Raw genomic sequence first — 11,457 nt, forward strand, 5'->3', positions numbered from 1 at the left:
GGATCGCGCATGCGGCCGGGGCCGAAGGGCAGGTGCTCACAGCTCACGGGGGCGATGCCCGCGTGACACAGGGGGATCGAACAGGAACGGAAGGCAACACCGACCATGGCCGGACAGCAGGCAGAACAGACCATCCACGTGGGCGGCGAGTGGCGCGCGGCGCTCTCCGGCGCGACGCGCGAGATCCTCGACCCCGCCGATGCCGAGCCGTTCGCCGTGGCCGCGGAAGGGGACGAGAAGGACGCGGACCTCGCGGTCGCCGCCGCGCGCCGCGCCTTCGACGAGGGGCCCTGGCCGCGGACCCCCGTCGCCGAACGCGCCGCCCTGCTGCGCCGCGTGGCCGGTCTCCTCGTCCGCGACCGCGAGGAACTCGGGCTGCTCGAAAGCCGTGACGCGGGCAAGACCCTGGAGGAGGGGCGCATCGACATCGACTGTGTCGCCGACGCCTTCCGCTACTTCGCCGACCTCGTGGTGGGGGAGGGCGGCGGCCGCGTCGTGGACGCCGGTTCGTCCGACGTCCACAGCGTCGTCGTGCACGAGCCCGTCGGGGTGTGCGCCCTGATCACTCCCTGGAACTATCCGCTGCTGCAGGCAAGTTGGAAGATCGCTCCGGCCCTCGCCGCCGGCAACACCTTCGTGGTCAAGCCGAGCGAGATCACTCCGCTGACGACCGTCGCCCTGCTCCGGCTGCTGGCCGAGGCGGGTCTCCCCGACGGTGTCGCGGGGCTTGTCACCGGCCCCGGGCACACCGTCGGCGCCCGCCTCGCCGAGCACCCCGACGTCGACCTCGTCTCCTTCACCGGCGGCCTGGCCAGCGGCACGAAGGTGGCGCGCGCCGCCGCCGACACGGTCAAGAAGGTCGCGCTCGAACTCGGCGGCAAGAACCCCAACATCGTCTTCGCCGACGCCTGTGCCACCGAGGAGGGCTTCGACACCGCTGTCGACCAGGCACTCAACGCCGCCTTCATCCACAGCGGTCAGGTGTGCTCGGCCGGTTCGCGGCTCATCGTCGAGGAGACGCTGCGCGAACGCTTCGTCGCCGAACTCGCCCGCAGGGCAGGTGCGATCCGGCTCGGGCGCGGCACCGAGGACGGCGTCGAGTGCGGCCCGCTGGTCTCCGAGCAGCAGCGCGCGAAGACCGAGGCGTACGTCGCCTCCGCGCTGGCCGAGGGCGCGGTCCTGCGGGCCGGCGGCAAGCGGCCCGAGCCGTCCGAAGTCCGGCCCGCCGGCGGCTTCTTCTACGAGCCGACCGTGCTCGACCAGTGCCACCGCGGGATGCGGGTCGTCCGCGAGGAGGTCTTCGGGCCCGTTCTGACCGTGGAGACGTTCGCCACCGAGAGCGAGGCCGTCGCGCTCGCCAACGACACCGAGTACGGCCTCGCGGGCGCCGTCTGGACCACCGACGCCGGACGGGCCCGCCGTGTCGCGGGGCGGCTGCGTCACGGCACCGTCTGGATCAACGACTTCCACCCCTACCTGCCGCAGGCGGAGTGGGGCGGCTTCGGCCGCAGCGGCGTCGGGCGTGAACTCGGCCCCGCCGGACTCGCCGAGTACCGCGAGGCCAAGCACATCTACCAGAACCTCGCGCCCGCGCCCGTCCGCTGGTTCGCCGGCTGACTCCGGTACCCGGCAAGAACCCCCCTTTCACGGCCTTTTGGAGCACCCCTTCATGTCCCAGCACGAGAACACGTACGACTACGTCGTCATCGGCGGTGGTACGGCGGGCTCCGTGATCGCGTCCCGCCTCACCGAGAACCCGGATGTCAGCGTCGCCGTCATCGAGGGCGGCCCCAGCGACGTGGGACGTGAGGACGTCCTCACCCTGCGCCGCTGGACGGGCCTGCTCGGCGGGGAGCTCGACTACGACTACCCGACCACCGAACAGCCGCGCGGCAACTCGCACATCCGGCACAGCCGCGCCCGGGTGCTCGGCGGCTGCTCGTCGCACAACACGCTGATCGCGTTCAAGCCGCTGCCGTCCGACTGGGACGAGTGGGAGGCGGCCGGAGCCAAGGGCTGGGGCGCGATGCCGATGGAGGCGTACTGGACGCGGCTCCTGAACAACATCGTCCCGGTCGACGCGAAGGACCGGAACGCCATCGCGAGGGACTTCGTGGACGCCGCGCGGTCCGCTCTCGGCGTGCCGCTGGTCGAGGGCTTCAACCGGCAGCCGTTCACCGAGGGCGTCGGCTTCTTCGACCTCGCGTACCACCCGGAGGACAACAAGAGGTCGAGCGCCTCGGTGGCGTATCTGCACCCCGTGATGGACGAGCGGCCCAATCTGACGCTCCTGCTGGAGACATGGGCGTACAAGCTGGAACTGGACGGAAAGCGCGTCACGGGCGTCCACGTCCGCACGAAGGACGACGAGGAGGTTCTCGTCCGCGCGCGCCACGAGGTGCTGCTCTGCGCGGGCGCCGTCGACTCACCGAGGCTGCTGCTGCACTCCGGCATCGGGCCCGCCGGTGACCTGGAGGAGCTGGACATCCCCGTCGTCCACGATCTGCCGGGCGTCGGCGAGAACCTGCTCGACCACCCCGAGTCGGTGATCGTCTGGGAGACGAACGGGCCGATCCCGGAGAACTCCGCGATGGACTCCGACGCGGGCCTGTTCGTGCGTCGCGACCCCGAACAGCCGGGCCCCGACCTGATGTTCCACTTCTACCAGATCCCCTTCACGGACAACCCGGAGCGCATCGGCTACGAACGTCCCGCGCACGGCGTCTCGATGACTCCCAACATCCCCAAGCCGCGCAGCCGCGGCCGCCTCTACCTCACCAGCGCCGACCCGACCGTCAAACCCGCCCTCGACTTCCGGTACTTCACGGACGAGGACGACCACGACGGCCGCACCCTCGTCGACGGCATCAGGATCGCCCGTGAGATCGCCGCGGCCGAACCGCTCGCCGGCTGGCTCAAGCGCGAGGTGTGCCCCGGACCCGATGTCACCGGCGACGAGGAACTGAGCGCGTACGCACGCCAGGTCGCGCACACCGTGTACCACCCGGCGGGCACCTGCCGGATGGGCGACCTCCTGGACGAACTCGCGGTGGTGGACCCCGAACTGCGCGTCCGCGGCCTCGACGGCATCCGGATCGCCGATGCCTCGGTGTTCCCGGCCATGCCCGCCGTGAACCCGATGGTCGGGGTGCTCATGGTCGGGGAGAAAGCCGCCGAACTGATCGGGGGTGGCGCGCGATGAACACGCCCACCGGCGCCCCGAGCGCGATGAACACGCCTGTCGGCGCCCCGGGCGCGACCGCCACGGCCGGTCCCGTCTTCTCCGTACGCAACCTGTGGAAGGTCTTCGGTCCGAAGGCCGACCGGGTCCCGGGCGACCCGGAACTCGCCGCGCTCGACGCAGCCGAGCTCCGCGCCGTCACCGGCTGCACCGCCGCCGTCCGTGACGTCGGCTTCGACGTGCGCAAGGGCGAGGTCTTCGTCGTCATGGGCCTGTCCGGTTCGGGCAAGTCCACCCTGGTCCGCTGTCTCACCCGGCTGATCGAACCCACCTCGGGCAGTCTCGCGATCGACGGCGAGGACGTCCTCGCGATGGACAAGGGCCGGCTGCGCGAACTGCGCCGCCACCGCGCCGCCATGGTCTTCCAGCACTTCGGCCTGCTGCCGCACCGCACCGTCCTCGACAACGTCGCCTACGGTCTGGAGATCCAGGGCGTCTCGCGCGAGGAACGCCGGGCGAGGGCCGCCGAGGTCGTCGCCAAGGTCGGCCTGGAAGGCCTGGAGCAGCGCAGACCGGGCGAGCTGTCCGGCGGCCAGCAGCAGCGCGTCGGGCTGGCCCGCGCGCTCGCCGTCGACCCCGAGGTCCTGCTGTTCGACGAGCCGTTCAGCGCGCTCGACCCGATGATCCGGCGTGACATGCAGGAAGAGGTCGTCCGGCTGCACCGCGAGGAGGGCCGCACGATGGTCTTCATCACCCACGACCTGACCGAGGCCCTGCGCCTCGGTGACCGCATCGCCCTGATGCGCGACGGGCGGATCGTCCAGCTCGGCACCCCCGAGGAGATCGTCGGCTCCCCGGCCGACGCCTACGTCCGCGAGTTCGTCCGGGACGTGCCCCGCGAGCAGGTCATGACGGTCGGCACGGCCCTGCGGGCCGGGGACTGCGGCGGTCCGGACCACCCCGGCGCGCTCGCCCCCGACACCGTGGTCGCCGACGCCATCAGGACCGTGTCCGGCAGCGGGCGCGCCGCCTGCGTGGTCCAGGACGGCCGCTGCCTCGGCGTCGTCGACCACGAGCGGCTGCTCGCCGTCGTCGCCGGAGCGGACCTGCGCGCCGACGCGGACACGCACGCCGGAGCGGACACGCACGCCGGAACGGACCCGCGCGCGGAAGCGGACCCACGTGCCGGGGCGGGCCCGCGGAAGGAGGCGGTGTGATGGCCACAGTCACCGCGTCCGCTCCGCGTACCGTCCTGCCCGCCCGTCTGCGGCACCCCGCCGTCGGCAAGCTCGTGCTGCTCGCCGTCCTCGCGGCGGTGCTCGTGCCCCTCGCCGACGCCCGCTGGTCCAGCGGAAGCTGGCCGCACGCCCTGACCGTCGACCTGACCAGACCCCTCGGCAGGGCCGGCGACTGGATCATCGACAACCGCGACAGCCACCCGCTGTTCCTGTACTTCTTCGGCTACGTCAGCAACGCCGTCGTCCTCTCCGTGCGCGGCGTCTATCTGCTGCTGCTCGCGGCAGGCTGGGCCGGAGTCACCGCCGTGGCCGCCGTGGTGGCCTGGCGCGCGGCCGGCGTACGGCTGGCGCTCGGCACCGGCGCCGCGTTCCTCGTCTGCGGACTGCTCGGCATGTGGGTGCCCACCCTGCAGACGCTGGCGGTCATGGTGGTCGCCGTGCTCGCCTCCGTTGTCCTGGGCGCCCTGCTGGGCCTCGCCGCCGGGCTCTCCGACCGCACCCACCGCGCGCTGCGCCCGGTCCTGGACACCATGCAGGTGCTTCCGGCCTTCGCGTACCTGCTGCCCGTCGTGCTGGTCTTCGGCATCGGCGTCCCCGCGGCCGTCCTCGCCACCGTCGTCTACGCCGCCCCGCCGATGGCCCGCCTCACCGCGCTCGGCCTGCGCGACGCGGACGAGGGCGTGATGGAGGCCGTCGCCTCGCTCGGAGCCACGGCCCGCCAGCGCCTGTTCACCGCCCGCCTTCCGCTGGCCCGCAGGGAACTCCTCCTCGGCCTCAACCAGACGATCATGATGGCGCTGTCCATGGCCGTCATCGCCTCCGTGATCGGTGCCGGCGGTCTCGGCGACCGCGTCTACCAGGCCCTCGCCTCCGTGGACGTGGGCGCCGCACTCGCCGCCGGCATCCCGATCGTGCTCCTCGCGGTCGTCCTCGACCGGGTCACGGCCGCGGCGGGCGAACGGCTCGGGGCGGCCCGCGAGAACACCTCCCGGCTGTACGGGGCGCTCGCCGTCCTCGCCGTCCTCGCCGTCGTGCTCACCGGCCGCCTCACGGGCCGGACGGAATGGCCCGACGCGTGGGCGGTGAACATCGCCGAGCCGGTGAACAGCGCCGTCGACTGGATGACCGGCCACCTGTACTCGGGCGTCCCGTACATCGGCGGCACCGCCGACTGGGCGGGCCACTTCACCACCTGGGTCCTCGACCCGCTCCGGGACGGACTCCAGGGGCTGCCGTGGTGGGCCGTGCTGCTGGCCGTCGCCGCCCTGGCCTGGCTGATCGGCACCTGGCGCACCGCCCTGACCGCCGTCCTCGCGATGGCCGCGATCGGCGTGCTCGGCGTCTGGAAGCCGTCACTCGACACGCTGTCGCAGGTCATCGCCGCCGTCGCCGTGACCCTCGTGACCGGCTTCGCCGTCGGCATCGCGGCAGCCCGCAGCGAGCGCTTCGAGCGCCTGCTCCGGCCCGTCCTCGACGTCTGCCAGACCATGCCGCAGTTCGTCTACCTCATCCCCGTGGTCGCGCTGTTCGGCGTCGGCCGCGCACCCGCCGTCGCCGCCGCGGTCGTCTACGCGCTGCCCGCCGTGGTCCGCATCACCACCCAGGGGCTCCGCGCCGTCGACCCGGCGGCCATGGAGGCCTCCCGCTCGCTCGGCGCGACCCCGGCGCAGCAACTGCGCCAGGTCCAGCTTCCGCTGGCGCGGCCCGCGCTGCTGCTGGCCGTCAACCAGGGCGTCGTCCTGGTCCTCGCCGTCGTCATCATCGGCGGCCTGGTCGGCGGTGGCGCCCTCGGCTACGACGTCGTGTTCGGCCTCGCCCAGGGCGACCTGGCCACCGGCCTGGTCGCGGGCGCGGCGATCGTCTGCCTCGGCCTGATGCTCGACCGGGTGACCCAGCCGACCGAACGCCGCGTGAGGAAGGGAGCCTGACATGCGACTCCGTACGACATCCACGGCCGTGGCCGGTACTTCGGCCCTGCTGCTGCTCACCGGCTGCGGCGCCGCCGACATGACCAAGCAGGCCTCGCCCTTCGCGAACGCCCAGGGCGCGAAGACGGTGACCCTGTCCGTGCAGTCCTGGGTCGGCGCCCAGGCCAATGTGGGCGTGGCGCGGTACCTGCTCGAACACGAGCTGGGCTACCGCGTCGACACCGTCCAGGTCGACGAGGTGCCCGCCTGGGACGCGCTCAGCCAGGGCCGTGTCGACGCGATCCTGGAGGACTGGGGCCACCCCGACCAGGAGAAGCGCTACGTCGAGGACAAGGGGACGATCGCGTCCGGCGGCGATCTGGGCGTGACCGGGCACATCGGCTGGTACGTCCCGACGTACTTCGCGAAGCAGCACCCCGACGTGACCGACTGGAAGAACCTCGACAAGTACGCCGACCGGATGCGTACGCCCGAGAGCGGCGGCAAGGGACAGCTCCTCGACGGCTCCCCGTCCTACGTCACCAACGACAAGGCACTGGTGACCAACCTGAAGCTGGACTACCAGGTGGTGTTCGCCGGTTCGGAAGCCGCTCAGATCACGCAGATGAAGCAGTTCGCGAAGGAGAGGAAGCCCTTCCTCACGTACTGGTACTCCCCGCAGTGGCTCTTCGAGAAGATCCCCATGACCGAGGTGAAACTGCCCGCCTACAAGGAGGGCTGCGACGCCGACGCGGCGAAGGTCGCCTGCGCCTACCCGCACACCCCGCTGCAGAAGTACCTGAACGCCGACTTCGCGAGGACCGGCGGCAGGGCGGCCGCCTTCCTGAAGAACTTCAAGTGGACCACCGAGGACCAGAACGAGGTCTCCCTGATGATCGCCAACGACAAGCTGACGCCTCAGGAAGCGGCGAAGAAGTGGGCGGACCGCCACCGGTCGACCTGGCGGTCCTGGCTGCCCTCGTGACGGGCCACCGTGCGGCTAACGCAGCTTCGCCGCCAAGTCCCCCAGTGCCTCGGCCGCCCGGCGTTGCAGCCCGGGACCGAACGTGACCCGTGTGGCGCCCAGTTCGCCCAGTTCGGCGGGGGACGTCCCGTCGAGCCGGGCGAACGCGTTCAGGGGCCCCTGGACACCGGACCGCAGCAGCGGGAGCACCTCGATCGGGGCCCCGATCGGATACACGCAGTCCGCGCCCGCCGCGACGTACAGCGCGGCCCGCCCGACGGCCTGCCCGGGATCACCGTCGCCGTACGCGAAGACGTCGACCCGGGCGTTCACGAACAGCAGGTCCGCCGCCGCGCTCCGCACCTCGGCCAGCCAGTCGGCGTGCCGGGCCGCGTCCTTGAGGACCCCGCCCTCGGAGTCCTCGAGGTTGCAGCCCACGGCCCCCGCCTCCAGCAGCCGTTCCACCAGCTCCCGGGGCGCCAGCCCGTAGCCGCCCTCGACGTCCGCCGACACCGGCACGTCGACCGCACGGGCGATCCGCGCGACGGCGGCGAACATCTCGGCGGCGGGCGTCTCCCCGTCCGCGTACCCCAGTGACGCGGCCACCCCGGCGCTGGGCGTGGCGAGCGCGGGGAACCCCGCGTCCGCGAACACCCGGGCGCTCGCCGCGTCCCAGGGCCCCGGAAGCACCAGCGGATCGCCCGGCACCCGTCCGTGGTGCAGCGCCCGGAACCGCTCGGCCCCGCCCGGCACCGGGTGCTCCCCGCCCGTGGCCGGCCGAGCCGTCACTTGTGCCCGCCCGGCCGGTAGTGGCCGGGCACCATGCGGCAGGTCACGGCGAACCGGTTCCAGGCGTTGATCATCGTGATCGAGGCGATCAGCTGGACCAGGTCGGCCTCCTCGAAGTGCCGGGCCGCGCGCTCGTACACCTCGTCCGGCACGAAGCCGTCCGTCAGGACCGTGACGGCCTCGGTCAGCTCGATCGCCGCGATCTCCCTCTCCGTGTAGAAGTGCCGCGACTCCTCCCACGCGCCGAGCTGGATGATCCGCTCCACGCTCTCGCCCGCCGCGAGCGCGTCCTTGGTGTGCATGTCCAGGCAGAACGCGCAGTGGTTGAGCTGCGACGCACGGATCTTCACCAGTTCGAGGAGGGTGGGGTCCACCCCGCGCCGGGCCACCGCGTCGAGCCTGACCATCGCCTTGTAGACATCGGGGGCGAGTTCGGCCCAGGCCAGTCGGGGGGAGTGCTCGGGCGCGTACGGCGCGGCTCCGGCGGCGGGCGCCGCGGAGGCCGGGGGAGTGGAGCCGGCGGGGGTCGCCGGGGCTGTCGGGGTGTGCCGGGTGGTCGTGTCCTGCGTCGTCATGCCATCGACCCTACGAGGGGAGTAGCCCAGGGGTATGGTCCATTCCCATGGGGAAAACGTGGGCCACTCTGGGTGTCGACCTCCATGTCGAGCCGGCCGGGTCCGGTATCCGCAAGGGGCTGACGGAGGCGCTGCGCGAGGCCGTACGCAGCGGCCGGCTGGCCCCCGGGACCCGTCTCCCGTCCTCCCGCTCGCTCGCCGTCGACCTCGGCGTCGCCCGCAACACGGTCGCCGAGTCCTACGCCGACCTCGTCGCCGAGGGCTGGCTCACCGCGCGCCAGGGCTCGGGCACCCGGGTCGCCGAACGGAGCGTCGTACGACCGGCGCCCCAGGCCGCGCCGCGCCGCCGCGAACAGGCCCGTCCCGCCTACGACCTCGTCCCCGGCCGCCCCGACCTCGCGTCCTTCCCGCGCGCCGCCTGGCTCAAGGCGGCCCGCCGCGCCCTGACCAGCGCCCCGCACGAGGCCTTCGGCTACGGCGATCCACGCGGCCGCCCCGAGCTGCGCACCGCCCTCGCGGGCTACCTCTCCCGCGCCCGGGGCGTCCGCGCCGAGCCGGAGCGCATCGTGGTCTGCTCCGGCTTCTCGGACGGCCTCACCCTGCTCGGCGCGGTCCTGCGCCGCCGGGGGCTCCGCTCGGTCGCCGTGGAGTCGTACGGGCTGGACGTGCACTGGACGCTCCTGCACCGGTCGGGCCTGCGCACGGTCCCCCTGCCGGTCGACGAACTCGGCACCGACACGCGGGACATGACGGGCGTGCGGGCCGTCCTTCTCACCCCCGCGCACCAGTTCCCGATGGGCGTGCCGCTGCACCCGGACCGCCGGGCCGCCGTCATCGCCTGGGCCCGCCGCACCGGCGGGCTCGTCCTGGACGACGACTACGACGGCGAGTTCCGCTACGACCGGCAGCCCGTCGGCGCGCTGCAGGGACTGGACCCCGGCCACGTGGTCCATCTGGGCACCGCCAGCAAGTCCCTGGCCCCCGCGCTGCGCCTGGGCTGGCTCGTCCTGCCGCCGTCGCTCGTGGACGAGGTCGTCTCCCTGAAAGGGGAGGGAGGCTGGTCCACCGGGGCACTGGACCAGCTGACCCTGGCGGAGTTCATCACCTCCGGCGCCTACGACCGTCACGTGCGCGCCGCCCGCCTGCGCTACCGGCGCCGCCGGGACGCTCTCGTCGCGGCCCTCGCCGTCCACGCCCCGGACGTGCACGCCACCGGTATCGCCGCCGGACTGCACGCGGTGCTCCGGCTCCCGCCCGGCACCGAGCGGTCGGTCGTCCAGGCCGCCGCCTTCCAGGGCCTGGCCGTCCACGGCCTCTCCCACCACCGCCATCCGGAAGCGGTCGGTCCGCACCAGGACGCCCTGGTCGTCGGTTACGGCACCCCGCCGGATCACGCCTGGTCGGGCGCCCTGGACGCCCTGTGCCGGGCACTTCCCTGAAGACTCACTCCCTGAAGACTCACGACGACGCCGGCACGGACGTCTTCGTGGCCGGCGCCTCGCCGAACCGCGCGAGCGCCAGGGCCCCCGCCACCGCCACCGCGAAACCGAGGACCGCCAGCCAGGTCAACCCCTCGCGGGTACGGTCGCCCAGCCACACCACGCCCACCAGCGCGGGTCCGATGGTCTCCCCGATGACCAGCCCGGCGGTGGCCGTCGTCACCGAACCCCGTTCCAGGGCCGTGGTGAGCAGAAGGAACGCCGCGCCGCCGCCGATCAGCAGCGCGTACGTCGCCGGATTGGCCAGCAGCGTCCCCGGATCGAGGTCGGCGATCAGCCGCACCGCCACCTCGACCACCCCGAACCCGAACCCCGAGCCGAGTCCCAGCGCGAGCGCCCGCCCCCGGTCGGGCAGCCGCCCGCCGACGAGGGCCAGCAGCAGGACGGCCACGGACGTCCCCAGCGTCGCGTACTTCAACGCCAGGGACCCCGTCCGGTCGCCCTCGGCGCCGGACGCCAGCCCCAGCATCGCGAGACCGGCGCACACCACCGCCACCGCGCCCCACTCGACCCCGCTGAGCCGCACATCGAGCAGCCGCGAGGCGACCACCGCGGTGACGGCCAGGCTCGCCGCGAGGGCCGCGCCGACCGCGTAGATCGGAAGCGACCGCAGCGCGACGATCTGGAGCAGGAACCCGACCCCGTCGAGGCCCAGTCCCGCCAGATAGCGCCACTGCCGCAGCGCCCGCAGCAGCAGGACCGCCGCGCCGCCGGCTCCGCCGCCCGTCCCGCCCTCGCCCGCGGCCCGTGCGGCCATCGCCTGGAGAACCGTCGCCGTACCGAAACAGACCGAGGCACCAAGGGCGCACATCATTCCAAAGAGCACGAAGCGACTGTAGGGGACGGCGCATCGCCGGGGGCCGTCGGGAACGCACCGCACGGCATCTCTAATCTGTCCCCTTCAATCAAAAGTGATCGGCAAAGATCAACGGGGGAACGACATGGCAGACGTACGGCGCCAACTGCGCTCGGGCACGGTCGTCCTCGGCGGCATGGGACTTCTCGCGGCGACGCTCACCGCCTGTTCCTCGGAGCCCGACAAGCGCTGCGTCGACCGCGACAGCTACAACCGCGGCAAGGGCTACGAGGTCGTCGCCGACAAGTACTGCAAGTCCTCCACGAGCACGCATCACGTCGGCTGGTACTACGGCGGCGACAAGAGGAGCAACCGGGTCGAGGGCGGTTCCTTCGTCAAGCCCAGCGGCTCCGGGGGTTCCGGCGGTTCGGGCGGCGGCGTCCACCGCGGCGGCTTCGGCGGCGGCAAGGGCGGCTCCGGCGGCTGACCCGCGGTCCCGGGGGCCGGA

The 11,457-nt window shown here is 72.9% G+C and carries 10 protein-coding genes; 7 read left to right on the forward strand and 3 right to left on the reverse strand.

The window, feature by feature from the left end; translation table 11 throughout:
• The first annotated feature begins 105 nt into the window (after positions 1-105).
• Genes OG410_RS25635 through OG410_RS25655 form a run of 5 tightly spaced genes read left to right on the forward strand, consistent with a single transcriptional unit; the run spans position 106 to position 7,311 of the window.
• Positions 106-1,617: an aldehyde dehydrogenase family protein gene (locus OG410_RS25635; protein ID WP_329301307.1), complete on the forward strand. Its 1,512-nt coding sequence runs from the start codon at positions 106-108 to the stop codon at positions 1,615-1,617.
• A gap of 52 nt (positions 1,618-1,669) precedes the next feature.
• Positions 1,670-3,202 carry a GMC family oxidoreductase gene (locus tag OG410_RS25640; RefSeq protein ID WP_329301308.1) on the forward strand — a complete coding sequence of 511 codons (1,533 nt, stop codon included), beginning with the start codon at positions 1,670-1,672 and terminating at the stop codon, positions 3,200-3,202.
• A 26-nt stretch (positions 3,203-3,228) separates the two neighbouring features.
• The gene (locus tag OG410_RS25645; protein WP_329304238.1) at positions 3,229-4,398 is read left to right on the forward strand and encodes a quaternary amine ABC transporter ATP-binding protein; all 1,170 of its coding nucleotides are present in this window, start codon (positions 3,229-3,231) and stop codon (positions 4,396-4,398) included.
• The gene (locus tag OG410_RS25650) at positions 4,398-6,347 is read left to right on the forward strand and encodes an ABC transporter permease subunit (protein WP_329301309.1); all 1,950 of its coding nucleotides are present in this window, start codon (positions 4,398-4,400) and stop codon (positions 6,345-6,347) included. Before OG410_RS25645 ends, OG410_RS25650 begins: the two co-directional genes overlap by 1 nt.
• A gap of 1 nt (position 6,348) precedes the next feature.
• Positions 6,349-7,311 (forward strand): ABC transporter substrate-binding protein, encoded by a 963-nt coding sequence (locus OG410_RS25655; RefSeq protein ID WP_329301310.1) that lies wholly within the window; start codon positions 6,349-6,351, stop codon positions 7,309-7,311.
• Between the two features lie 15 nt (positions 7,312-7,326).
• Here the strand turns inward: OG410_RS25655 and OG410_RS25660 are convergent, their stop codons facing one another.
• Together OG410_RS25660 and OG410_RS25665 are read right to left on the reverse strand one after the other, a co-directional pair.
• A complete protein-coding gene (locus OG410_RS25660) occupies positions 7,327-8,043 on the reverse strand; it encodes an isocitrate lyase/PEP mutase family protein (protein ID WP_329301311.1) in 717 nt (238 codons plus the stop codon).
• Between the two features lie 32 nt (positions 8,044-8,075).
• The gene (locus OG410_RS25665; protein WP_329301312.1) at positions 8,076-8,654 is read right to left on the reverse strand and encodes a carboxymuconolactone decarboxylase family protein; all 579 of its coding nucleotides are present in this window, start codon (positions 8,652-8,654) and stop codon (positions 8,076-8,078) included.
• Positions 8,655-8,701: 47 nt separating this feature from the next.
• On the opposite strand from OG410_RS25665, the gene pdxR reads away from it, so the two are divergent.
• The gene (gene pdxR, locus OG410_RS25670) at positions 8,702-10,093 is read left to right on the forward strand and encodes a MocR-like pyridoxine biosynthesis transcription factor PdxR (RefSeq protein WP_329301313.1); all 1,392 of its coding nucleotides are present in this window, start codon (positions 8,702-8,704) and stop codon (positions 10,091-10,093) included.
• Between the two features lie 19 nt (positions 10,094-10,112).
• Here the strand turns inward: pdxR and OG410_RS25675 are convergent, their stop codons facing one another.
• Positions 10,113-10,967 carry a hypothetical protein gene (locus OG410_RS25675; protein WP_329304239.1) on the reverse strand — a complete coding sequence of 285 codons (855 nt, stop codon included), beginning with the start codon at positions 10,965-10,967 and terminating at the stop codon, positions 10,113-10,115.
• A gap of 127 nt (positions 10,968-11,094) precedes the next feature.
• Here OG410_RS25675 and OG410_RS25680 point away from each other — a divergent pair, with 127 nt between their 5' ends.
• Positions 11,095-11,436 (forward strand): hypothetical protein, encoded by a 342-nt coding sequence (locus OG410_RS25680; protein WP_329301314.1) that lies wholly within the window; start codon positions 11,095-11,097, stop codon positions 11,434-11,436.
• Positions 11,437-11,457 lie beyond the last annotated feature (21 nt).

It is taken from the genome of Streptomyces sp. NBC_00659 (genome assembly GCF_036226925.1).
Lineage (GTDB): Bacteria > Actinomycetota > Actinomycetes > Streptomycetales > Streptomycetaceae > Streptomyces.

What these genes read in the sequence shown, in the direction of transcription:
- OG410_RS25635 (WP_329301307.1), top strand. Translation starts at nt 106, where the DNA reads ATGGCCGGACAGCAGGCAGAACAGACCATCCACGTGGGCGGCGAGTGG.
- OG410_RS25640 (WP_329301308.1), top strand. Translation starts at nt 1,670, where the DNA reads ATGTCCCAGCACGAGAACACGTACGACTACGTCGTCATCGGCGGTGGT.
- OG410_RS25645 (WP_329304238.1), top strand. Translation starts at nt 3,229, where the DNA reads ATGAACACGCCTGTCGGCGCCCCGGGCGCGACCGCCACGGCCGGTCCC.
- OG410_RS25650 (WP_329301309.1), top strand. Translation starts at nt 4,398, where the DNA reads ATGGCCACAGTCACCGCGTCCGCTCCGCGTACCGTCCTGCCCGCCCGT.
- OG410_RS25655 (WP_329301310.1), top strand. Translation starts at nt 6,349, where the DNA reads ATGCGACTCCGTACGACATCCACGGCCGTGGCCGGTACTTCGGCCCTG.
- OG410_RS25665 (WP_329301312.1), bottom strand. Translation starts at nt 8,654, where the DNA reads ATGACGACGCAGGACACGACCACCCGGCACACCCCGACAGCCCCGGCG.
- pdxR (WP_329301313.1), top strand. Translation starts at nt 8,702, where the DNA reads ATGGGGAAAACGTGGGCCACTCTGGGTGTCGACCTCCATGTCGAGCCG.
- OG410_RS25675 (WP_329304239.1), bottom strand. Translation starts at nt 10,967, where the DNA reads ATGATGTGCGCCCTTGGTGCCTCGGTCTGTTTCGGTACGGCGACGGTT.
- OG410_RS25680 (WP_329301314.1), top strand. Translation starts at nt 11,095, where the DNA reads ATGGCAGACGTACGGCGCCAACTGCGCTCGGGCACGGTCGTCCTCGGC.